Origin of the sequence: Streptomyces sp. V2I9 (assembly GCF_030817475.1) — a bacterium.
In the GTDB taxonomy this organism is placed as follows: domain Bacteria; phylum Actinomycetota; class Actinomycetes; order Streptomycetales; family Streptomycetaceae; genus Streptomyces.
The window spans coordinates 1339901-1361963 of record NZ_JAUSZJ010000002.1; the positions used below are offsets into that span (position 1 = coordinate 1339901).

The 22063-nt window shown below is 74.5% G+C and carries 21 protein-coding genes and 2 pseudogenes; 1 reads left to right on the forward strand and 22 read right to left on the reverse strand.

The window, feature by feature from the left end; all coding sequences use genetic code 11:
• Positions 1 to 35 precede the first annotated feature (35 nt).
• The 11 genes and pseudogenes from lgt to hisI form a co-directional block, all read right to left on the reverse strand.
• Positions 36 to 1040 carry a prolipoprotein diacylglyceryl transferase gene (gene lgt, locus QFZ71_RS06005; protein ID WP_307667224.1) on the reverse strand — a complete coding sequence of 335 codons (1005 nt, stop codon included), beginning with the start codon at positions 1038 to 1040 and terminating at the stop codon, positions 36 to 38.
• A 98-nt stretch (positions 1041 to 1138) separates the two neighbouring features.
• Positions 1139 to 2026: a thioredoxin domain-containing protein gene (locus tag QFZ71_RS06010; protein WP_307667225.1), complete on the reverse strand. Its 888-nt coding sequence runs from the start codon at positions 2024 to 2026 to the stop codon at positions 1139 to 1141.
• Between the two features lie 76 nt (positions 2027 to 2102).
• Positions 2103 to 2916: pseudogene (gene trpA, locus QFZ71_RS06015) on the reverse strand (tryptophan synthase subunit alpha).
• Positions 2913 to 4199, reverse strand: coding sequence for a tryptophan synthase subunit beta (gene trpB / locus QFZ71_RS06020; RefSeq protein WP_307667226.1), 1287 nt, complete (start codon positions 4197 to 4199; stop codon positions 2913 to 2915). Before trpB ends, trpA begins: the two are co-directional and overlap by 4 nt.
• A 144-nt stretch (positions 4200 to 4343) precedes the next feature.
• A complete protein-coding gene (gene trpM, locus QFZ71_RS06025; RefSeq protein WP_307667227.1) occupies positions 4344 to 4556 on the reverse strand; it encodes a tryptophan biosynthesis modulator TrpM in 213 nt (70 codons plus the stop codon).
• A 16-nt stretch (positions 4557 to 4572) separates the two neighbouring features.
• Entirely contained in the window at positions 4573 to 5382 is an 810-nt protein-coding gene (gene trpC / locus QFZ71_RS06030; RefSeq protein WP_307667228.1) for an indole-3-glycerol phosphate synthase TrpC, read from the reverse strand.
• Positions 5383 to 5521: 139 nt separating this feature from the next.
• Positions 5522 to 6109 carry a DUF2752 domain-containing protein gene (locus tag QFZ71_RS06035; RefSeq protein ID WP_307671347.1) on the reverse strand — a complete coding sequence of 196 codons (588 nt, stop codon included), beginning with the start codon at positions 6107 to 6109 and terminating at the stop codon, positions 5522 to 5524.
• A gap of 258 nt (positions 6110 to 6367) precedes the next feature.
• Positions 6368 to 6619: an HGxxPAAW family protein gene (locus QFZ71_RS06040; protein ID WP_307667229.1), complete on the reverse strand. Its 252-nt coding sequence runs from the start codon at positions 6617 to 6619 to the stop codon at positions 6368 to 6370.
• A 113-nt stretch (positions 6620 to 6732) separates the two neighbouring features.
• Positions 6733 to 7392 carry a TIGR02234 family membrane protein gene (locus tag QFZ71_RS06045; protein WP_307667230.1) on the reverse strand — a complete coding sequence of 220 codons (660 nt, stop codon included), beginning with the start codon at positions 7390 to 7392 and terminating at the stop codon, positions 6733 to 6735.
• 14 nt (positions 7393 to 7406) lie between these two features.
• Positions 7407 to 8901: pseudogene (locus QFZ71_RS06050) on the reverse strand (anthranilate synthase component I).
• A 9-nt stretch (positions 8902 to 8910) separates the two neighbouring features.
• Positions 8911 to 9291 (reverse strand): phosphoribosyl-AMP cyclohydrolase, encoded by a 381-nt coding sequence (hisI, locus tag QFZ71_RS06055; RefSeq protein ID WP_307667231.1) that lies wholly within the window; start codon positions 9289 to 9291, stop codon positions 8911 to 8913.
• Positions 9292 to 9375: 84 nt separating this feature from the next.
• Between hisI and QFZ71_RS06060 the strand changes: the two genes are divergently transcribed.
• Entirely contained in the window at positions 9376 to 10008 is a 633-nt protein-coding gene (locus QFZ71_RS06060; protein WP_307667232.1) for a TIGR03085 family metal-binding protein, read from the forward strand.
• 92 nt (positions 10009 to 10100) lie between these two features.
• On the opposite strand, the gene QFZ71_RS06065 is transcribed toward QFZ71_RS06060, so the two are convergent.
• The 11 genes from QFZ71_RS06065 to hisD form a co-directional block, all read right to left on the reverse strand.
• Positions 10101 to 11507 (reverse strand): CdaR family transcriptional regulator, encoded by a 1407-nt coding sequence (locus QFZ71_RS06065; RefSeq protein ID WP_307667233.1) that lies wholly within the window; start codon positions 11505 to 11507, stop codon positions 10101 to 10103.
• A gap of 188 nt (positions 11508 to 11695) precedes the next feature.
• Positions 11696 to 14782 (reverse strand): LuxR family transcriptional regulator, encoded by a 3087-nt coding sequence (locus QFZ71_RS06070; RefSeq protein WP_307667234.1) that lies wholly within the window; start codon positions 14780 to 14782, stop codon positions 11696 to 11698.
• 150 nt (positions 14783 to 14932) lie between these two features.
• On the reverse strand, positions 14933 to 15865 hold the full coding sequence (locus tag QFZ71_RS06075; RefSeq protein WP_307667235.1) for an alpha/beta hydrolase: 933 nt from the start codon (positions 15863 to 15865) through the stop codon (positions 14933 to 14935).
• Positions 15866 to 16069: 204 nt separating this feature from the next.
• On the reverse strand, positions 16070 to 16825 hold the full coding sequence (gene hisF, locus QFZ71_RS06080; RefSeq protein ID WP_307667236.1) for an imidazole glycerol phosphate synthase subunit HisF: 756 nt from the start codon (positions 16823 to 16825) through the stop codon (positions 16070 to 16072).
• On the reverse strand, positions 16822 to 17229 hold the full coding sequence (locus QFZ71_RS06085; protein WP_307667237.1) for a RidA family protein: 408 nt from the start codon (positions 17227 to 17229) through the stop codon (positions 16822 to 16824). The genes hisF and QFZ71_RS06085 overlap by 4 nt, the downstream gene beginning before the upstream one ends.
• Complete coding sequence (gene priA / locus QFZ71_RS06090) at positions 17226 to 17951, reverse strand: bifunctional 1-(5-phosphoribosyl)-5-((5-phosphoribosylamino)methylideneamino)imidazole-4-carboxamide isomerase/phosphoribosylanthranilate isomerase PriA (RefSeq protein ID WP_073769309.1); 726 nt, start codon at positions 17949 to 17951, stop codon at positions 17226 to 17228. Before priA ends, QFZ71_RS06085 begins: the two co-directional genes overlap by 4 nt.
• Complete coding sequence (gene hisH / locus QFZ71_RS06095) at positions 17951 to 18592, reverse strand: imidazole glycerol phosphate synthase subunit HisH (protein ID WP_307667238.1); 642 nt, start codon at positions 18590 to 18592, stop codon at positions 17951 to 17953. The genes priA and hisH overlap by 1 nt, the downstream gene beginning before the upstream one ends.
• 42 nt (positions 18593 to 18634) lie before the next feature.
• Positions 18635 to 18802, reverse strand: a complete 168-nt coding sequence (locus tag QFZ71_RS06100) for a hypothetical protein (protein WP_199876430.1) — start codon at positions 18800 to 18802, stop codon at positions 18635 to 18637.
• The gene (hisB, locus tag QFZ71_RS06105; protein WP_307667239.1) at positions 18799 to 19395 is read right to left on the reverse strand and encodes an imidazoleglycerol-phosphate dehydratase HisB; all 597 of its coding nucleotides are present in this window, start codon (positions 19393 to 19395) and stop codon (positions 18799 to 18801) included. Before hisB ends, QFZ71_RS06100 begins: the two co-directional genes overlap by 4 nt.
• On the reverse strand, positions 19392 to 20519 hold the full coding sequence (locus tag QFZ71_RS06110; RefSeq protein ID WP_307667240.1) for a histidinol-phosphate transaminase: 1128 nt from the start codon (positions 20517 to 20519) through the stop codon (positions 19392 to 19394). The genes hisB and QFZ71_RS06110 overlap by 4 nt, the downstream gene beginning before the upstream one ends.
• The gene (hisD, locus tag QFZ71_RS06115) at positions 20516 to 21865 is read right to left on the reverse strand and encodes a histidinol dehydrogenase (protein ID WP_307667241.1); all 1350 of its coding nucleotides are present in this window, start codon (positions 21863 to 21865) and stop codon (positions 20516 to 20518) included. The genes QFZ71_RS06110 and hisD overlap by 4 nt, the downstream gene beginning before the upstream one ends.
• Positions 21866 to 22063: the final 198 nt, after the last annotated feature.

The window sequence follows — 22063 nt, forward strand, 5'->3', positions numbered from 1 at the left end:
GGGAGGGCGGCCGGTGCTTTCCGGCCACCGCCCGGTCAGCTCTTCTCGGCCGCCGCTTCGGTGCTTCCGGCGGTGAGGCCCGTGCCCGGCTCCCCCGCCTCGTCCTTCGTGAACGGGTCCTTCCTCGCTTCGGCGTCCTGCTCGGCGGCGTCCGTCTCCACGGAACCGTCCTCGCCGGAACCGTCCTTGCCGGAGCCGTCCTCGTCGGAGGCCTTCGCGGGGGCGGTCCGGTCGGGCTCGACGATCTCCTCACGGCCCGGACGGATCTTCGCGGAGACCACGATGTAGACGACGGCGAGGACGAAGACGACGATCGCGGTCCACACGTTCAGGCGGAGGCCCAGGATGTGGTGGGCCTCGTCGACCCGCATGTACTCGATCCAGCCGCGCCCGGCGCAGTAGGCCGCGACGTACAGCGCGAACGCCCGGCCGTGGCCGAGCCGGAAGCGGCGGTCCGCCCAGATGACGAGCAGCGCCACACCGACGCACCACAGCGACTCGTAGAGAAAGGTCGGGTGGTACGTCCCGGCGACCCGGTTCGTGCCCTCGCTGATCTCCAGCGCCCAGGGGAGGTCGGTGGGCTTGCCGTACAGCTCCTGGTTGAACCAGTTGCCCCAGCGGCCGATGGCCTGGGCGATGGCGATGCCCGGGGCCAGCGCGTCGGCCCAGGCCGGCAGCGGGATGCCCCGGCGGCGGCAGGCGATCCACGCGCCGACCGCGCCGAACGCGATGGCGCCCCAGATGCCGAGGCCGCCCTGCCAGATCTTGAAGGCGTCGACCCAGTTCTCACCGTCGCTGAAGTACAGCTGGTAGTCGGTGATCACGTGGTAGAGCCGGCCGCCGACGAGGCCGAAGGGAACCGCCCAGACGGCGACGTCGGCCACGGTGCCGGCTTTGCCGCCCCTGGCGATCCAGCGCTTGTTGCCGAACCAGACGGCGACGAAGACACCGATGATGATGCAGAACGCGTAGCCGCGGAGCGGGATCGGGCCGAGCTCGATCACGCCGGTCGACGGACTGGGAATGGAGGCAAGGTTCATGGCGAGGTCGACGCTACCCTGCCGGGCGGTGGGTACGGCAAGCCACCCGGCAACGTCTGGGTAACGGGGACCGCGTCACGGACGGGTCCGCGGCCCGGTCAGGGCCCGGCGGCCGGGGACGGGGCGGCCGGGTCGGCGGACTCGTCGGCCGTGGCGGCTCCTCCCGGCGACTCGGCCGGGGCGGCGGTGCCCGGCTTCTTGCCCTTGTTGGCCGCGAGGACCCACTTCTTCAGGGCCGCCGGGGAGATCTGCTCGCCGTCCTTGGCCGGGAAGACCGACTCCCCGTTGAGCAGCACGGTCGGCGTGCCCTGGAAGCCGCCCTCGCGGAACGCCGTGTCGGACTTCTTCACCCAGCTGTCGTGGTCGCCGTCCTCCACACAGCTGCGGAACTCCGGCGTGTCGAGCCCCTGGACCTTCCCGGCCAGCTCGATCAGCCGGCTGTTCCTGCCGTACGCGTCGTCCGGCTCGGGCGGCTGGTTGCTGAAGAGGACGTCGTGGTACGGAGCGAACTTGCCGGCGTCCTGGGCGCAGGCGGCGGCGTTGGCGGCGCGCAGCGAGCCGGAGCCGCCGAGGTTGCCGTCGATGATCGTGGCGAGGTGGTACTCCACCTTGACCTGGCCGTCGTTCACCAGCTCCGCGACGGCGTCGCGGAGTGCGTTCTCGAACTGGGCGCAGACGGGGCAGCGGAAGTCCTCCCAGATCGTGAGGGTGGACGGGGCGTCGGCCGCGCCGACCGGCAGGGTCAACGCGTCCTCGCCGGACGCGCCCGACGGGGCGATGGCGGGTCCGGACGCGGTGTCCTCGCCCCCGTCCTTGCCCACGTTGGCCGCGATCAGGCCGACCACGGCGGCCAGGCCGAGCACCCCGACCACCGCCGAGGCGACGATCAGCGTCCGACGGCGCTTCTCGCGCCCCTTCTCCTGCTCGCGCTGCTGGGCCAGGCGCTCACGCGCGCTTCTGTTTCCCTCTGGGATCTTGTCGCTCACACCCAGGGGAACGAACCGAGGAGGCGCCTACGCGCCTCCCCGGCCCACAATCCATCCGTTCGGGTGATGCGAGGGGTCAGCGCTTTCGAACGCCCTCGGCCAGTTCACCCGCGAGGGAGCGGACGGCGGCGAGGCCCGCCGCCTCGTCGGGGGCGTCCAGCATGGCCTTGACGAACGCCGATCCCACGATCACCCCGTCCGCGAAGCCGGCGACCTCGGCGGCCTGCGCCGCGTCGGAGACGCCGAGGCCGACGCAGACCGGGATGCCGGTGGTGGCGCGGGTGCGCTCCACCAGGTTCCGGGCCTGGTCGCCGACCGAGGCGCGGGTGCCGGTGACGCCCATCAGGGACGCGGCGTAGACGAAGCCGCTGCCGGCCGCCGTGATGGTGGCGAGGCGGGCGTCCCGGCTGCTGGGGGCGACGACGAAGACGGTGGCGAGGCCGTGCTTCCCGGCGTGCTCGCGCCACAGCGCGGATTCCTGGACCGGCAGGTCGGGCAGGATGCACCCGGCGCCGCCCGCCTCGGCCAGTTCGGCGGTGAACCGCTCGACGCCGTAGCGGTCGATGGGGGTTCCAGTACGTCATGACCAGGATCGGGACGCCGGTGGCCTCGTACGCCTCACGGACCGTGCGCATCACGTCGGCGATCCGGACGCCGCCGCGCAGGGCGATGTCGTCGGCGGTCTGGATGACCGGACCGTCGAGGACGGGGTCGCTGTGCGGAAGTCCGACCTCGACGATGTCCGCGCCGCCCGCGACGACGGCCTTGACCGCCTCGATGCCGCCGTCCACGGTCGGGAAGCCGGCCGGGAGGTAGGCGATGAGCGCCGCCCGGTCCGCCGCCTTCGCACCGGCGAGGGTGGTGTTCAACAGCTCGATGTTGCCGCTCACTTGGCGTCCCCCTCGATCTCGGCGCGGTCGCCGGCCGCGTCCGCCTCGACGGCGGCGTCGGTGTCGTAGAGCCCGAAGTAGCGGGCGGCGGTGTCCATGTCCTTGTCACCGCGGCCCGACAGGTTGACCAGGATGAGCCCCTCCGGGCCCAGCTCCTTGCCGAGGTCCAGGGCGCCGGCGAGCGCGTGGGCGCTCTCGATGGCCGGGATGATGCCCTCGGTGCGGGAGAGCAGGCGCAGCGCCTGCATGGCCGCGTCGTCGGTGACGGCGCGGTATTCGCCGCGCCCGACGTCCTTGAGGTAGGAGTGCTCCGGGCCGATGCCCGGATAGTCCAGACCGGCCGAGATGGAGTACGGCTCGGTGATCTGGCCCTCGTCGTCCTGGAGGACGTAGGAGCGCGACCCGTGCAGGATGCCGGGTTCCCCGGCGGTGAGGGTCGCCGCGTGCTCGCCGGTCTCCACCCCGTGCCCGGCGGGTTCGCATCCGATCAGGCGGACTCCGGCGTCGGGGATGAAGGCGTGGAAGAGGCCGATGGCGTTGGAGCCGCCGCCGACGCAGGCGACCGCCGCGTCCGGGAGGCGGCCGGTGCGCTCCAGGAGCTGGCGGCGGGCCTCGACGCCGATGACGCGGTGGAAGTCGCGGACCATCGCGGGGAAGGGGTGCGGTCCCGCGACCGTGCCGAAGAGGTAGTGCGTGCGGTCCACGTTGGCGACCCAGTCGCGGAACGCCTCGTTGATGGCGTCCTTCAGGGTCCGCGAGCCGGACTTCACGGCGACGACCTCGGCGCCGAGCATCCGCATCCGCGCGACGTTCAGCGCCTGGCGCCGGGTGTCGATCTCGCCCATGTAGATGGTGCAGTCGAGGCCGAAGAGGGCGCAGGCGGTCGCGGTGGCGACGCCGTGCTGGCCGGCCCCGGTCTCGGCGATGACCCGCGTCTTGCCCATGCGCTTGGTGAGGAGCGCCTGGCCCAGCACGTTGTTGATCTTGTGCGAGCCGGTGTGGTTCAGGTCCTCGCGCTTGAGGAAGATCCGGGCGCCGCCCGCGTGTTCGGCGAACCGCGGGACCTCGGTCAGCGCGCTGGGGCGGCCGGTGTAGTTCACCATGAGCTCGTTGAGCTCGGCGGCGAAGGCGGGGTCGGCCTTGGCCTTGTCGTATTCGACGGCGACCTCGTCCACGGCGGCGACGAGCGCCTCCGGGATGAACTTGCCGCCGTACGCGCCGAAATAGCCCTCGGCGCTGGGGATCAGACCCTCGGGGTCCGGGATGAAGAAGTCGGACGACATGCGGCGTGCTCCTTGGCATGGCAGCGGGTGGGTTCACCGTATGCGCCGGGCAGCGAGCGCCTCCGCGACCGGGGTGCGGTCACGGAGGTGCGGTCGTACGTACGGAAGGAGAAGGGGGTGGTGCGGTACGTCGGCCGGGGCTCGCTACGGCGCGGACCCCGTGCGCCATCGCATGCCGTTGACCTGGCCGGGCTCGTCCCCGATGACGTACCGCACGCGTCGGCCGTGCACCCGCCGGGCGGGGGCGCGGCAGCCGCGCGGCCGGCACCCGCGCGCCAGCGGGGCGTGCGGGTCCCGGACCGGGACCTCGGCACGGCGGAGGCCGGGCCGGGTGCGGTGCGGGGGGCGGTCGGTCATGATCGTCGGGCCCCGGTCAGCCGCGGCCGTGGCGGAGCGCCGGGTGGGCGCCCGCGGCGACCAGGTCGGCGACGGCGGCGCGCGGGTCGCGGCCGGTGACCAGGGACTCGCCGACCAGGACGGCGTCGGCGCCGGCGTTGGCGTACGCGATCAGGTCGTGCGGGCCCCGGACACCGGACTCGGCGACCTTGACGATGTGGTCGGGGATCTCGGGGGCGACGCGCTCGAAGGTGGAGCGGTCGACCTTGAGGTCCTTCAGGTTGCGCGCGTTGACACCGATGATCCTGGCTCCGGCGTCCACGGCGCGCTCCGCCTCCTCCTCGTCGTGCGCCTCGACGAGCGGGGTGAGCCCGATCGACTCGGCCCGCTCGATCAGGGAGACCAGGGCCTCCTGGTCGAGGGCGGCGACGATCAGCAGGGCGAGGTCGGCGCCGTAGGCGCGGGCCTCCCACAGCTGGTACGAGGTGACGATGAAGTCCTTGCGCAGGACCGGGATGTCGACCTTGGCACGGACGGCCTCCAGGTCGGCGAGCGAGCCGCCGAAGCGGCGCTCCTCGGTGAGGACCGAGATGACCGACGCGCCGCCCGCCTCGTAGTCCGCGGCGAGCGCGGCGGGGTCCGCGATGGCGGCCAGGGCCCCCTTGGACGGGGACGAGCGCTTGACCTCGCAGATGACGGTGACGCCCTCGCCGCGCAGGGCGGCGACTCCGTCCTTGGCCCGGGGGGCGCGGGCGGCGCGCTCCTTCAGCTCGTCGAGGCTGACGCGCGCCTGCCGCTCCGCGAGGTCGGCGCGTACGCCGTCGATGATCTCGTCGAGCACACTCACGCGAGCGGCCCCCTTCCGGAACGGTGATGAGGGAACAGGATCAGCCGTACCGATGGTATCCGCAGCAGGGCCCGGGGCCCGCATCCGGCCACACCGCATCCCACTACCCGGGCATGTCCGGGTGGCCGGCCCGGTCGTTTCAGGGGGCCAGCGCCGAGCCGAACGGCAGATTCCGGACGACGGTGAAGACCGCCAGGACCGCGCCCAGAGCCCACAGGTGGGCGGGGGCCAGGCCGATCCGCAGCGGTCGGCCGCGCCAGGCCCGCACCAGCCAGAGGGCCCAGACGGCGGCGAAGAGGAAGTAGCCGGCGGTGGCGATCGCGTTGGCGGAGAACGCCGCGCCGAGGTCGCCGGTGATGAAGGCGTGGGCGCTGCGCAGTCCGCCGCAGCCGGGGCAGAGGACGCCGGTCAGCTTGAGCAGCGGGCAGACGGGGTAGTGCCCGCCCTCGTTGGGGTCCACGGCGCCGACGTACGCGAAGGCCCCGGCGACCGCGGCGAGGATGCCCGCCGGGACGGCGAGGCGGCGGAGCCGGGAGGGGTGCGCCGGAGGCTCGGGCCGCCGGGCCCGCGCGAGACCGGGGGCGTACGGGGCGGGAGACGCGGCCCCGGCGGGGTACGGGCCCCCCGGTGCCGCCGGTGTACCGGGCGCGGCGTGCGGGACGTGCTGATCGGGGGCTGCGTACGGGGTCGGGACCGGAGCCGCGTCCGGGGCCGGGCAGACCGTCAGCGGCAGGTTCCAGGGGCCGACGCCCTGCGGGGCGGCCTCCGGGCGGGCCGGATCGGGGGCGTGGCCGACGGCGGGGTCGGGCACCGGCTGCGGGGCGTCCGGCCGCGGGGCGGCGTCGGGGTCCGGCGACTCGGCGGCGGCGGAGGGGGTTGGCGAGGCGTCCACCCGCCGATTGTCCCCCGTCGACGCGGAAAGGCGCAGCCCGGTGGGGCCGCGCCTTTCCGCGTGTCGGTCGCCGGGACGGGCCGGCGGCCGGGGTCAGTGAGAAGCCTGCGCCCGGCCGGCACGCGCCCGCGCCTCGACCATCTCGGCCGACTCCTTCGGCATGCCGAGACCGGCGGCCTTCATGGCGAGGCCCACGAGGCCACCGGCGAAGATCACGGCGATACCGGCCCAGAAGCCGAGCGGGTTGGCCGCGACCATGAAGACGCCTGCGACGCAGAAGCCGATGAACGAGATGATGACACCGGTCCAGGCGGCCGGGGTGTGTCCGTGGCTCGTGCCCGCCATGAGTTGCTCCTCGTTGGTGTTGCGCCGTGGGTGGCGCTGATACGTGTGGCCGCCGCCCGGGGGACGGCTCGCTCCCATTGTCCCGTACAGGGCCGCGGGAGGTGAGCCTGGGGTCACCCGCGCGTCGGGTCCTCGCCCCGGTCCAGGGCCTTCCACAGGTCCTCGGGGCGGTCCGGGTCGGGGGCCGTCCGGGGCGTCCTGCCGGGGCGCGGGGTGCCGTCGCGCTCGTACTTCCCGGACATGGCGGGCCAGCGGGCGCCGTGGCGCAGCGCCAGGAGCCCGGCCAGCAGGATCAGCAGGCCGCCGACGGCCGTGACGTAGGGCCAGCCGGTGTGGCTGAGGGCGCCGATGGTGGCCGCCGTGTCACCGGTGGTTCTGGCGGCCTCCTCGTCGAGGGCCGAGCTGTCGGACGCGCCGGCCCACGCGCTGACGGCGGCCCCGAGGCCGCTGAGGGCGAGCAGGGCGGCGACGGTCCGGCGGCCCGCGCCGCGTACGGCGAAGACGGCGACCAGGGCGGCGAGGCCGACGACGGCCAGGGCCGCCGGGACGCCGGTGACGTCCCGGCCGTCGACGGAGAGCGGGAGGGCTCCACCGCCGGTGGCCGCGTCGCCCTCGGCCCAGGTCTGTCCGGAGGCGAGGAGGACGACGGTCGCGCCGGCCGCGCCGAGGAGCAGGGCGGCCGCGAGACTGCGGCGGCTCCCCGCCGGGTCGGGGGCGGAGGCGGGGTCGGCGGTTCGGGGCTGGGGTACGGGGACGGCACTCACGCCTTCCACTATCCCCTACCGGTTCAGCGGTCGTGGAGCCGGTTGGCCGTATGGACGGCGCGGAGCACGGCCGCCGCCTTGTTGCGGCACTCGGTGTCCTCGGCGACCGGGTCGGAGTCGGCGACGACCCCGGCCCCGGCCTGCACGTACGCGGTGCCGTCGCGGAGCAGGGCGGTCCGGATGGCGATGGCGGTGTCGGAGTCCCCGGCGAAAGTCCAGGTACCCGACGCAGCCCCCGTACAGGCCCCGGCGGCTCGGCTCCAGCTCCTCGATGATCTGCATGGCGCGCGGCTTGGGGGCGCCGGAGAGGGTGCCCGCGGGGAAGCAGGCGGTGAGCACGTCGAAGGCGGTCCGGTCGTCGGTGACGCGGCCGGTGACGGTGGAGACGATGTGCATCACGTGGGAGTAGCGCTCGATCGACATGAAGTCGACGACCTCGACGCTGCCCGGTTCGCAGACCCGCCCCAGGTCGTTGCGGCCGAGGTCGACGAGCATCAGGTGCTCGGCGCGCTCCTTGGGGTCGGCGAGCAGTTCCTCGGCGAGCGCCTGGTCCTCCTGCGGGGTGGCGCCCCGGTGCCGGGTGCCGGCGATGGGGTGGACCATGGCGCGGCCGTCCTCGACCTTGACCAGGGCCTCGGGGCTGGAGCCGACGACGTCGAACCCGTCGAAGCGGAAGAGGTACATGTACGGGGACGGGTTGGTGGCCCGCAGCACCCGGTAGACGTCCAGGGCGCTCGCCGTGCACGGGGTCTCGAACCGCTGGGAGGGGACGACCTGGAACGCCTCCCCGGCCCGGATGCGCTCCTTGATGTCGACGACGGCGTCCTGGAAGGCGTCACCGCCCCAGCGTGCGGTGTACGGGGGCAGTTCGGACGGGGGCAGGGTGGCGGGGGCGCTCTCGACCGGGCGGCGCAGGTCCCGCTCCATCGCGTCCAGGCGGGCGACGGCGTCCGCGTAGGCCTGGTCGGCCCCGGTGTCGAGGTCGTTGTGGTTGATCGCGTTGGCGATCAGCAGGACGGTGCCGTTCCGGTGGTCGAGGACGGCGAGGTCCGAGGTGAGGAGCATGGTCAGCTCGGGCAGTCGCAGGTCGTCGCCGCCGTGCTCGCCGATCTTCTCCAGCCTGCGGACGATGTCGTAGCCGAGGTAGCCGACCATGCCGCCGGTGAACGGCGGCAGGCCCAGGTCGCTCACCAGGTCGCGCGGGGTGTGCAGGGTCTCGACGGTGGCGCGCAGCGCCTCCAGCGGGTCTCCGTCGGCCGGGACGCCGACGGGCGGGACGCCGATCCAGTGGGCCTCTCCGTCGCGGGCGGTGAGGGTGGCGGCGCTGCGGACGCCGATGAACGAGTAGCGCGACCAGGTCCGGCCGTTCTCCGCGGACTCCAGGAGGAAGGTGCCGGGGCGTTCGGCGGCGAGCTTGCGGTACAGCCCGACCGGGGTGTCGCCGTCCGCGAGGAGGCGGCGGCTGACGGGGACGACGCGCCGGTCGACGGCCAGTTTGCGGAAGGTGTCGAGATCCATGGCCGGACCTTAGCGGTCGAGGAGGGACAGGACGTCGGAGTCGAAGCACGTGCGGTCGCCGGTGTGGCAGGCCGCGCCGGTCTGGTCGACCTTGACCAGTACGGTGTCGGCGTCGCAGTCCAGGGCGACGGACTTCACGTGCTGGACGTGGCCGGAGGTGTCCCCCTTGACCCAGTACTCCTGGCGGCTGCGGGACCAGTAGGTGCAGCGGCCGGTGGTGAGGGTGCGGTGCAGCGCCTCGTCGTCCATCCAGCCGAGCATCAGCACCTCGCCGGTGTCGTACTGCTGCGCGATGGCCGGGACCAGACCGTCCGCGCCGCGCTTGAGGCGGGCGGCGACGGCCGGGTCGAGGCTGCTGGCGGGCGGCGTGGCGCCGGGCGTGCTCGTCATGGGCCCATTGTGCCGTGGCGGGGAACGCCGCCCGGCCCGGTGTCCACTGGGCGGACGCCGGGTCACGGTCGTACGCTGGCGGACATGTCGACCCATGCGAAGCGTGAACGTCTCCTGCTGGCCGATCTGTTGGAAGCGGCCGGTCCCCGGGCGCCGACCCTGTGCGACGGCTGGAGGACCCGCGATCTGGCCGCCCATGTGGTGGTCCGCGAACGTCGCGCGGACGCGGCGGGCGGGCTGCTGGTCGGGGCGTTGAGGCCCCGGCTGGAGCGGGTGCAGGCGGAGTTCGCGGCGAAGCCCTACGAGGAGCTGATCCAGCTGATCCGCACCGGTCCGCCGCGGTTCTCCCCGATGTCCCTCAAGCAGATCGACGAGGCGGCGAACACGGTGGAGTTCTTCGTCCACACGGAGGACGTGCGCCGGGCCCAGCCGGACTGGTCGCGCCGTGAACTGGACCCGGTCTTCTCCGATGTGCTCTGGTCGAGGCTCGAGAAGACGGCCCGGCTGCTGGGCCGCCGGTCCCCGGTGGGGCTGGTGCTGCGCTGTCCGGACGGACGGACGGCGGTGGCGCACAAGGGGGTCCCGGTGGTGACGGTGACCGGGGAGCCCGGCGAGCTGCTGCTGTACGCGTTCGGGCGGCAGGACGCCGCGGACGTCCAGGTGGAGGGCGAGGAGGCGGCGGTGGAGCGGCTGCGGATGGCGGAGCTGGGGATGTAGCCCTCGGCCGGGCGGCCCGGCGCGGCGGAGGGCTGTGAGGCGGGGCGGAGCGGCGCGGCGGGCCGGTTCGGCGGGGCGTGGTGGGGTGCGTTTCACGCGCCGCGCAGCCGTCGCGCGGCCAGGGCGAGGGAGATCTCGACCGCGTCGCGGGGGCGGGTGAGGCAGCGGCCGGTGAGCTGTTCGAAGCGGCGGAGGCGGTTGAGGACGGTGTTGCGGTGGCAGTAGAGCCGCGCGCCCGCCCGTTGCGCCGAGCCGTCCGCGTCCAGCCAGGCGGTGAGGGTCTCCACGATGACGTCGCGGTCGGCGGGGTCCAGCTGGTCCAGCGGCCCCAGCACCCGGTCGGCGAGCGCCCCGGCGAGGTCCGGGGAGGCGACGACCATGGCGTCCGGGAGGTGCTCGTCGAGCAGGACAGCGCCCCCGGACGCGGGGCAGGCGCGCAGCGCGGTCTCCGCCAGCCGCCGGGCCTCGCCGAGCGCGGCCAGCCCCTCCACGGCGGAGCCGATCCCGGCCCGGAGTCCGGCCGGTACGTCTAGCCCGGCGGCCAGCGCGCCCAGTTCGCCGGGCCCTCCCGTCAGCGGCAGGATCGCGAACTCGGCGTCCGGGCCCGGGTGCCAGAGCGGTGCGGCGCCCGAGGCGGCGGGAAGCAGGAGCGGCGGCCGGGCGGCGGAACCGGAACCGCCCGGCGCGGCCCCCGGTCCGTCGGGTGCGCTCCCCGGCCCGCGCGGTGCCGTTCCCGGTCCGTCGGGTGCGCTCCCCGGCCCGGCCGGAGCCGCGGGGACCGTCCTGCCCCCGTCGGCGGCGGCCACGGCGAGTACCGCGTACCGGCCCTGCTCCGGCAGCCCCAGCATCGCGGACGCCTCCGCGAGGTCCGCGATCCGGGCGGTCCCGTCGAGCAGGGCGGCGACCATGAGCCGCTGCCGGTTCTCGCGCCGCCAGGTCAGCCGCCGCTCGGCCTGCCGGTAGGCGTCCGCGACGATGCCGCAGTGTTCGTCGACGAAGTTCCACACGTCGGCGGCGACATGGACGAGCAGCCGCACGTCGTCGGGGTCGCGCCGCGCGGTCTCGTCCACGAGGCCCTGCCAGACCATCGCGCCGCCCATCCGGAAGGCGTGCAGGACCGCGTCGAGCGGCATGCCCTGCCCGGCGCGGATCTCACCGATCCAGCGGGAGGTGCGGTGGGCGGCCTCCCGGAACTCCCGCGGCTGGAGCAGCGAGCCGACGTTGTGCCGCAGCGAGTGGTGCACCTCCTGCCAGATCTCGGCCCGGCCGGAGTCGATCACCGCACGGTAGGCGGGCTCCTCGGCGTGCAGGGCCTCGACGAGCCGGTCGGTGAGGCTCGGGAGGGACGCGACGAGGACCCGGGCGGCCCGGTGCAGCACCTCGACCGCCTCCCGGTCGGCCAGCGACCGGAAGCGCTCCGGCAACGGAGGCACCGGCGCGCGGGACGCCGGGTACCTTCCGTGCGGCGACCCGATCCGCGAACGTACGACCTGTGGCATGGCGGCCTCCACCCGGATTCGGCCGGCCGCGCGAACGGCGGGCCCGGCGTACGGCGTCCCCGGCCCGGCGGGCATGAGCGCGGCGAGACGATCCTGACGCCCGCAGAATGGCATACCGCCCGGTCGGTACCTAGAGGTCTGCGCGAACTCGTCATCACGGTCCGGCAACCTCCGGGCCGCCCGGCGGCTCAGGGGCGCAGCAGCCGGGCCAGTTCGGTGCGGGAGCGGATGCCGAGGGCGGCGAAGACATTGCGGAGGTGGTGGTCGACCGTGCGCGGGCTGAGCGAAAGACGCAGCCCCACCTCGCGGTTGGTGGCCCCCTCGGCGACGCAGCGGGCGATGCGCTGCTGCTGCGGGGTGAGTGCGGCCAGCGGTTCGTCCCCCGCGTCCCGCGGGCTCCCGGCCGGCTCCCCCGCCGCCCGCAGCTCTCCGGCCGCCCGTTCCGCCCAGGCACGGGCCGTACAGCGCTGGAAGGCCACCAGGGCGTCGCGCAGCGGCCCGCGCGCCTCGCGGGTACGCCGGCGGCGTCGCAGCCACTGCCCGTACAGCAGCAGAGTGCGGGCCCTCTCGAAGTCGCCGTCGGCCCGGCCGTGGTGGGCCAGGGCCTCCGCGTATCGGGCGTCGGCCTCGTCGGCGGGGGCCAGCAGGGCACGGCAGCGGGCCAGTTGGGCGGGGGCTCCCGGATCGGCGGTCCGGGCCGCCCAGGAGGCGAACGCGTCGACGGCGGCGTGCAGTTCTCCGGATTCCTCCGGCGGCCGTCCCGCCAGGACCGCGGCCTCGACCCAGCAGGGCACGGCGAGTGTCCGGACGGCGAAGTGGCCCCGGCCCGGCCCGGTCCCGATCAGGGGGGCGAGCCGGGCGGCCGCTTCGCCGGGCCGTCCGGACGCCAGATCCGCGCGGGCCCGCGCCCAGGTGGCGAGGGTGGCGGCCTGGACCAGCCCGTTCGGCGCGGCCCCGGCCAGCGCGGCGTCCGCGTGCGCGGCGCACGCCTCGGCGGGGCCCTCGACCGACGCGGCGAGCGCGAGGACGGCGTGCAGTCGGGCGGAGCTGTTGGGCTGCCCCGCGCGCCGGGCGGCGTGCAGCCCCTCCAACGCGTGGGCCCGCGCACCGGCGTGCCGCCCGGCCCGCAGTTCCGCGTAGGCGAGGTGTTCGAGCGCTTGGGGCAGGAGCGCGTCGGGGCCCCGCGTCCGGAGGGCGGCGAGCGCCCGCGCTCCCGCCCGGCAGGCGGCGCCGATGTCCCCGAGCACCAGCCCCGCGACCCCGGCCCGCAGCAGTTCGGCCGGGCCTCCGGCGTCCCCGGCAGGGTTCCGGGCGGGGCTCCCGGCGGGGTCGAGGCAGCGGCGGAGCCGGGCGTGGCCTTCGGCGGTACGGCCCTCCAGCACGGCGGCCATACCGGCCCGGTAGTCCTCCAGGCTCCCCTCCGGCGAGGTGGGCGCGAGCCGGTCGAGGGCACCGAGGTAGCCGAGCGCGTCCCCCGCCGCCCAGGCGGCCTCGGCCGCACCGAGGAGGGCGTCGGGTGTGCGGGGGTCGTCGGGCCCGAGCAGTTCGGCCGCGGCGAGCAGGGCTTCGTGGGCGTCGGCGGCGGGCCCGGAGCGCAGGGCGAGCATGCCGTGGACGTAGGACGCCAGGCCCCGCGAGCCCCCGCCCGAGGGGCTCGCCGCACCGGCCGCCCGCGACCCGGTCCTGGCCAGCAGGGCGCGGGCCAGGGACGGGTCACCCGCCAGTCGCGCCTGCTCGGCCGCGGCGGCGAACCGGGCGGCCCGCAGGGCCGGTCCGGCGGAGAGCCGGGCGGCACGGACGAGGGCGGCGGAGCGTTCGGCATGCGGCCGGGGGGCCACGGCGGCCGCCTCGATCCGGGCGGCCAGCACGGGGTCCGGCCCCGGCGCGGCACAGGCCCGCTGGACGAGCGCGGCGAGAGGCACGGGGGCGGAGACGCCCGGCGGGGCCACAGGAGCCGGGCCGTCCGGCGAGAACCCGGCAGGGGGACCGCCCGGCACGAACCCGGCAGCGGGGCCGTCCGGCGGGGCCACAGGAGCAGCCCCATCCCGCGTCCGTGAGGCGGCAGCCTCCGTGGAGGCTCGGGCGGCGGCCTCCCCGGCCCCCCGGTCGGCCGGTTCCGGGAGGACCCGGTCGTCGCCGGCGCGCGTGGAGGGCCGGCCGCCGGGGCCGGCCGCGCGGGCCCGGCCGGAAGCGGAGTCTTCCGGCGTCCGGTCCGCGGCCTCCGTCAGCAGGGCCGCGAGCAGTTCGTGGGCGGCGCGGCGGTGGGGCCAGGGGGTGTGGCGGAGGACGGCGGGGGCGATCAGGCGGTGGGCGAAGTGGACGCGGCTGCCCGCGCGTTGGAGGAGGCCACCGACGCCGGTGAGGCCGGACAGGGCGCGGTCCAGGAAGCTGCGGGACAGCCCGTGGCGGGTGCCCGCGCGCAGCAGGAGCAGAGCGTCCGCCCCGGCGCCGTCCGGCTCGTGCTCCTGGGCCGCCGCGGCGAGCAGGAGCAGGGCGCGGGCCGGGGCCGGGAGGCCGTCGAGGCGTGCGGCGTGGGCGGCCAGTACCGCTTCGCCGCCCGGCAGGGGGTAGGGCAGCGGGGCCCGTCCCGCGAGTTCGTCCGGGGTGAGGCGGTCGGTGAGCCCGACGAGCAGCCGGGGGTTTCCGGCCGCCTCGCGGAGGAGTTCGGCGCGCACGACCGGGTCGAGCACGTCCGTACCGGCGCCCGGAGCGAGCCGGTCCAGGAGCGCCGAGGCCGCCTCCGCGTCCAGCGGCCCCAGGCGGAGCGTGGGCAGTCCGGCGAAGGGGGCGGCCCCGTCGGCGGCGGTGAGCAGGACGGCGGTCCGGCTGCCCGCGCCCGGTCCGTGGGCCACGGCGGCCAGGGTGGTCCGGGAGGCCGGGTCCCAGACGTGCGTGTCGTCGGCGCAGATCAGCAGGGGCCGCCCGTCGTCCGGTGCCCACCGCTTCCGCGGCTCCCGCAGCCGGGCGGCCAGCGCCTCCGGCGACATGACGGGGTACGCGGCGGCGGTCGGCGGGGCGAACGACCCGTCCGGCCCGTCACCGGTCGCGGACCGGTCGGGGCGGGCGGCCGTGGCGTACAGCACGGGACCTCGGTCCCGGTGTGCGTCGGCGGCCGCGCGCAGCAGTGCCGTACGGCCGAGGCCCGGTGGCGCGCTCAGGACGATCGCCCCTTCACGGCCCCGCCAGGATGCGTCCAACAAGCTGTGCACAGCGGCGAGTTCATCGTCCCGGCCGTACAGCCGGCCCGGACTGCGCACGGTCGTCGATGAGGTCACACCGGCACGGTACGGTCGCGTCGGCGGGCCGGGAAGCGCCCCGTCCGGGTGGCGCGCGCGGACTCCCCGGTGCGGTGCGCGCGCCCAGTGCGGGCCCTGCCGCGCTGTGCCGGAGCACAGCGCGGCAGGGACGGCGGGGCACGAAGGACCCTACGCGGTGTGCGGGCAGGTCCCCCGGTACTCCGCGATGGTCAGGCTCGGCGCGGGCAGCGGGCAGAGGAACTGCTCGTAGCGGGTGTCGTCGTCGATGAAGCGCTTCAGCCAGGAGATGCTGTACTTGGCGATCGTCGTGTTGGAGGTGTTCGGCGTGAAGTGCGAGGCGCCGCGCAGTTCCAGGTAAGCCTTGTCGAGCGAGCCCGGCAGCGACTCGTAGAACGGTTCGGAGTGCGTGGCGACGGGCGCGACCGTATCGCCGTCCGCCCCCACCACGAGGGTGGGCGTGCGCAGTTCGGGCCAGGTCTTGTCGGTGTTCCAGCCGGTCAGCGGGATCGCCGCCTTCAGCGAGGTGCGGCTCTTCGCGGCCTCCAGGCTGCCGCCGCCGCCCATCGAGTGGCCCATCACCCCGAGCCGGGAGGCGTCGACCCGGTTCCGTACCGAGCTGCGCTGGGTCAGGTAGTCCAGGGCGGCGAGGAGTTGGCGGCCCCGGCTGTCCGGCTGGTCGAGCGTGGTGATGGTGTCGATGGTGAAGACCACGAAGCCCTGGGAGGCCAGGCGCGGCCCGAGCCAGGCGATGGAGGACTCGTAGGCGGTGAAGCCGGGCGAGACGACGACCGCGCCGAAGGTGCCGTCGGCGGTGGAGGTCGGGTAGTGGATGGTGCCGCCGCCGAACCCGCTCACGGCGAGGGAGGAGACGGAGGTCTGCGACGTGGCGTAGGAGCCGCGGCTCGCCTCGATGGAGGCGTTCGTGGGGGCCGGGCCGCGCTCGTAGGGGTTGTCGGCGGCCCGGGCGCCGGGGGCCAGGGCGGTCATCAGGAGACCGGCGGTGGCCGCGCCGGCGGCCATCAGGCCCATCGGCGTACGGACGCGGCTCGGGCGGGAAGGGCGCGGGGGGAGGGTGCCGGAGGGGAGGAGGTGCTGCTGCACGGGGGGATCCTCTCGGTGGTGACGGACCACACCACGCGCGGGTCCGCGGCCCCTCGTCCGAGGGCCGCGGGACGCGCGCCGTGGCGGCGGCCGGCGTTCGCTCGCCGACGGTCGCCACTCTCGCCCCGCGTCCCGTGGACACGCATCGGCGGTATCACCGGTCTCGGTGGACCGGTGACACCGCCGGTACCGCTCGGCGGCGCCTCAGCGGACCGGGTGGCCCGCCTCCCGCAGCGCGCCCTTGACCTCGGAGATGCGGAGGTCACCGAAGTGGAAGACGGAGGCGGCGAGCACCGCGTCGGCTCCCGCGCCGATCGCCGGGGCGAAGTCGGCGAGGCCGCCGGCGCCTCCGGAGGCGATGAGGGGGACGGAGACGTGCCTCCGCACCGCCTCGATCATCTCGGTGTCGTAGCCGTCCTTCGTGCCGTCGGCGTCCATCGAGTTGAGCAGGATCTCCCCCGCTCCCAGCTCGGCGGCCCGGTGGGCCCACTCGACGGCGTCGAGGCCGGTGCCCTTGCGGCCGCCGTGCGTGGTGACCTCGAAGGTGCCCTGCGGGGTGCGGCGGGCGTCCACGGAGAGCACCAGGACCTGGCGTCCGAAGCGTTCGGCGATCTCACGGATGAGGTCGGGGCGGGCGATGGCGGCCGTGTTGACGCCGACCTTGTCGGCCCCGGCGCGCAGCAGCTTGTCGACGTCGTCCGCGGTGCGGACGCCGCCGCCGACCGTGAGCGGGATGAAGACCTGCTCGGCGGTGCGGCGGACCACGTCGTACGTCGTCTCGCGGTCGCCGCTGGAGGCGGTGATGTCCAGGAAGGTCAGCTCGTCGGCGCCCTCGGCGTCGTACAGCGTGGCCATCTCGACGGGGTCGCCCGCGTCGCGCAGGTTCTGGAAGTTGACGCCCTTGACGACCCGGCCGTTGTCGACGTCCAGGCAGGGGATGACCCGTACGGCGAGACTCATCGGGCACCTCCCCGGTACGCCTCGACCTCGACCTCGACGACCAGGCTCGGGTCCACGAAGCCGGACACGATGATCATCGAGGCGGCGGGGCGCACGGCGTCGAACAGCTCCTTGTGGGCGCGGCCGACCTCCTCCACGTCCCGCGCGTGCGTGATGTACATCCGGGTGCGGACGACGTCCTCGCGGCCGAGGCCCACCTGCTCCAGCGCGGCGAACGCGACGTCGAAGGAGGTGACGGCCTGCTCGTACGGGGAGCCCGCGGCGATCTCGCCGTTGATCACGGAGGTGCAGCCGGCCACCAGGACGAGCCCGTTCGGGAGTTCGACGGCGCGCGAGTAGCCGAACTTCTCCTCCCGGGGGGCGCCGGTGGAGATCCGGCGTACGGAGGCGGGGGCGCCGCTCATGCGGCGACCGCCTTGAGCGCCTCTTCCAGCGTGAACGCCTTGGCGTACAGCGCCTTGCCGACGATCGCGCCCTCGACGCCCTCGGGGACGAGGAGGGAGATCGCGCGGAGGTCGTCGAGCGAGGAGACCCCGCCGGAGGCGACGACCGGCCGGTCGGTGGCGGCGCAGACGTCGCGCAGCAGGCCCAGGTTGGGGCCCTGGAGGGTGCCGTCCTTGGCGATGTCGGTGACGACGTAGCGGGCGCAGCCCTCGGAGTCGAGGCGGGCGAGGGTCTCGTACAGGTCGCCGCCGTCACGGGTCCAGCCCCGGCCGCGCAGGGTGGTGCCCCGGACGTCGAGGCCGACGGCGATCTTGTCGCCGTGCTCGGCGATGACCTTGGCGACCCACTCGGGGGTCTCCAGGGCGGCGGTGCCGAGGTTGACGCGGCGGCAGCCGGTGGCGAGGGCGGCGGCGAGCGAGGCGTCGTCGCGGATGCCGCCGGACAGCTCGACCTTGATGTCCATGGCCCCGGCGACCTCGGCGATCAGGGCGCGGTTGTCGCCGGTCCCGAAGGCGGCGTCCAGGTCCACGAGGTGCAGCCACTCGGCGCCGGCGCTCTGCCAGGCGAGGGCGGCCTCCAGCGGGGAGCCGTAGGAGGTCTCGGAACCGGACTCGCCGTGGACGAGGCGGACGGCCTGGCCGTCGCGGACGTCGACGGCGGGGAGCAGTTCAAGCTTCGGCATTACAGCGTCTCGATCCAGTTGGTCAGCAGCTGGGCGCCGGCGTCGCCGGACTTCTCGGGGTGGAACTGGGTGGCCCACAGCGCGCCGTTCTCCACGGCGGCCACGAACCGTTCGCCGTACGTGGACCACGTGACCCGGGGGGCCCGGATCTTGGCGTTGGTGACTTCGAGGGACCAGTCGTGCGCCGCGTAGGAGTGCACGAAGTAATAGCGCGCGTCGGCGTCCAGACCGGCGAAGAGCCGGGAGTCCTCGGGGGCCTCGACGGTGTTCCACCCCATGTGGGGAACGACGTCGGCCTTCAGGGGGCCGACCGTGCCGGGCCATTCGTCCAGGCCCTCGGTCTCCACGCCGTGCTCGATGCCGCGCTCGAACAGGATCTGCATCCCGACGCAGATGCCCATGACGGGGCGGCCGCCGGAGAGCCTGCGGCCGATGATCCAGTCGCCGCGGGCGCGCTTCAGCCCCTCCATGCAGGCGGCGAACGCGCCGACGCCGGGGACGAGCAGCCCGTCGGCGGCCATGGCGCGGTCGAAGTCGCGGGTGATCTCGACGTCCGCGCCGACGCGGGCGAGGGCCCGCTCGGCGGAACGGACGTTGCCGAAGCCGTAGTCGAAGACGACGACCTTCTTGGTGTCGGTCATGGCATGGCCTTCTTGTCGTACTCGCTCATCACGTGCCCGCCCTCAGTCCCAGAGTCCCTGGATCCGCAGGATGCCCGCCACCAGGCACATCACGGAGCCGATCGACAGCAGCACGATGACGCCCTTGGGCATCCCCTGCTTGGCGAAGGAGTAGACGCCGCCGGCGAGGAAGAGGCCGACGACGATCAGGATGGTGTTGAGGCCGTTCACAGGGCACCCTTCGTGGAGGGCAGGATGCCGGCCGCGCGCGGGTCGTGCTCGGCGGCGTAGCGCAGGGCGCGGGCGAGCGCCTTGAACTGGCACTCGACGATGTGGTGGGCGTTGCGCCCGTACGGGACGTGGACGTGCAGGGCGATCTGCGCCTGGGCGACGAAGGACTCCAGGATGTGCCGGGTCATCGTCGTGTCGTACGCGCCGATCATGGGGGCCATGTTCTCGGGCTCGGTGTGCACCAGGTAGGGGCGGCCGGAGAGGTCCACGGTGACCTGGGCGAGCGACTCGTCCAGCGGGACGGTGCAGTTGCCGAAGCGGTAGATGCCGACCTTGTCGCCGAGGGCCTGCTTGAAGGCGGCGCCCAGCGCGAGGGCGGTGTCCTCGATGGTGTGGTGGCTGTCGATGTGCAGGTCGCCCTCGGTCTTGACCGTGAGGTCGAAGAGGCCGTGGCGGCCGAGCTGGTCGAGCATGTGGTCGTAGAAGCCGACCCCGGTGGCGACGTCGACCTTTCCGGTGCCGTCGAGGTCGATCTCGACGAGCACGGACGTTTCCTTGGTGGTGCGTTCCACGCGGCCTACGCGGGGGCTCATGCGTCGTGCTCCTTCTTCAGTTCGCGTACCGCATCGAGGAACGCGTCGTTCTCTTCCGGGGTGCCGGCGGTGACCCGCAGCCGGCCCGGTACGCCGTTGTCCCGGACCAGGACGCCCCGGTCGAGGATCTGCTGCCAGACGGCGTGGCTGTCGTCGAAGCGGCCGAACTGGACGAAGTTGGCGTCCGAGTCGGTGACCTCGTAACCGATGGCGCGCAGCTCGGCCACCAGCCGGTCGCGCTCGCCCTTGAGCTGGGCGACGTACCCCAGCAGCGTATCGGTGTGCTCCAGCGCTGCGAGGGCGGTGGCCTGGGTGACGGAGGAGAGGTGGTAGGGCAGCCGGACCAGCTGGACGGCGTCGACCACGGCCGGGTCGGCGGCGAGGTAGCCGAGGCGGAGCCCCGCCGCGCCGAACGCCTTGGACATGGTCCGGGAGAGGATCAGGTGGCGGCGGCCCTCGATCAGGGGGAGCAGCGAGGGGTGGTGGCTGAACTCTCCGTACGCCTCGTCGACGACGACGATCGAGGGTCCGGCCGCCTGGGCCGCTTCGTACAGGGCGAGGACGGTGTCGGCCCCGACGGCGGTGCCGGTGGGGTTGTTGGGCGAGGTGATGAAGACGACCTCGGGCCGGTGCTCGGCGATGGCGGCGCGGGCGGCGTCCACGTCGATGGTGAAGTCGTCGTCGCGCGGCCCGGAGATCCAGCCGGTGCCGGTGCCCCGTGAGATCAGGGCGTGCATGGAGTACGAGGGTTCGAAGCCGATCGCGGTGCGGCCGGGTCCGCCGAAGGTCTGGAGCAGTTGCTGGAGGACCTCGTTGGAGCCGTTGGCGGCCCAGACGTGGGCGGCCGTGACCTGGTGTCCGGCGGTCCGCGTCAGGTAGCGGGCCAGCTCGGTGCGGAGTTCGACGGCGTCCCGGTCGGGGTAGCGGTTGAGGCCGCGGGCGGCCTCGCGGACGCGCTCGGCGATCCGCTCGACCAGGGCCTCGGGCAGCGGATAGGGGTTCTCGTTGGTGTTGAGGCGTACGGGGACGTCGAGCTGGGGCGCTCCGTACGGGGACCGGCCGCGCAGTTCGTCGCGGACGGGCAGCTCGTCCCGGGCGTCGCGGGGGGCGGGGTCGTTCGTCACTGCTGCGGGACCTTCCAGCCACGGTGTTCGTCGAGTTCGCCTTCGGCAAAACGTGCCTTGAGGGCCGCGCCGTGGGCGGGGAGGTCCTCCGCCTCGGCGAGGGCCACGACGTGATGGGTGACCTCGGCGAGCGCGTCGCGGGTGTAGTCGACGATGTGGATGCCGCGCAGGAAGGACTGCACGGACAGGCCCGAGGAGTGGCAGGCGCAGCCGCCGGTGGGCAGGACGTGGTTGGAGCCGGCGCAGTAGTCGCCGAGGGAGACCGGGGACCAGGGGCCGACGAAGATCGCCCCGGCGTTGCGGACCCGGTCGGCGACGGCGGCGGCGTCGGCGGTCTGGATCTCCAGGTGCTCGGCCCCGTAGGCGTCGACGACCGTGAGGCCGTCCTCGACCGAGGAGACCAGGACGATGGCGGACTGGCGGCCGGCGAGGGCGGGCGCGACGCGGTCCTCGACGTGCTTGGTCGCGGCGACCTGCACGGCCAGCTCCGCCTCGGTGGCGGCGGCCAGCTCCTCGGAGTCGGTGACCAGGACGACGGCGGCCATCGGGTCGTGCTCGGCCTGGCTGATCAGGTCGGCGGCGACGTGCGCGGGGTCGGCGGTGGCGTCCGCGAGGATCGCGATCTCGGTGGGCCCGGCCTCGGCGTCGATGCCGATACGGCCCTTGAGGAGGCGTTTGGCGGCGGCGACGTAGATGTTGCCGGGGCCGGTGACCAGGTTGACGGGGGGGCAGTCCCCGGTGCCGTACGCGAACATCGCGACGGCCTGGGCGCCGCCCGCCGCGTACACCTCGTCGACGCCGAGCAGGGCGCAGGCGGCGAGGATCGTGGGGTGCGGCAGGCCGCCGAAGTCCTTCTGCGGCGGGGAGGCGACGGCGACGCCCTCGACGCCCGCCTCCTGGGCCGGGACGACGTTCATCACGACCGAGGAGGGGTAGACCGAGCGGCCTCCGGGGACGTAGAGCCCGACGCGCTCGACGGGGACCCACTTCTCGGTGACGGTGCCGCCGGGGACGACCTGGGTGGTGTGCGTGGTGCGGCGCTGTTCGCGGTGGACGAGGCGGGCGCGGCGGATCGACTCCTCCAGCGCCGCCCGGACGGCCGGGTCCAGCTCCTCCAGGGCGCGGGTGAGGGCCTCGGCGGGCACCCGCACCGACGCGATCCGGACACCGTCGAACTTCTCTCCCCACTCGATCACTGCCGCGGAACCACGATGGCGTACGTCCTCGCAGATGGGCCGTACCGTCTCCAGGGCGGCTTCCACGTCGAACTCGGCACGGGGCAGCAGGTCGCGCAGGGCTCCGCCCTCGGGGAGGACGTCGCCGCGCAGATCGATTCGAGAGATCACACGGCAATTCTCTCAGACCGCCCGGAGCCGCCGGGCGTCCGTATCACTGGCTGATACCGGCCGTCCGCACCACTGGCTGATACGTGTCTCGGCCATGTCCGGCCGTCACCGCTGACCACGGGCTTCCACGGCGTCACACACGGGAATAACGGCCCTACAGCATGTGTGCACCACGAAGGCATGACGGCACGACAGCAT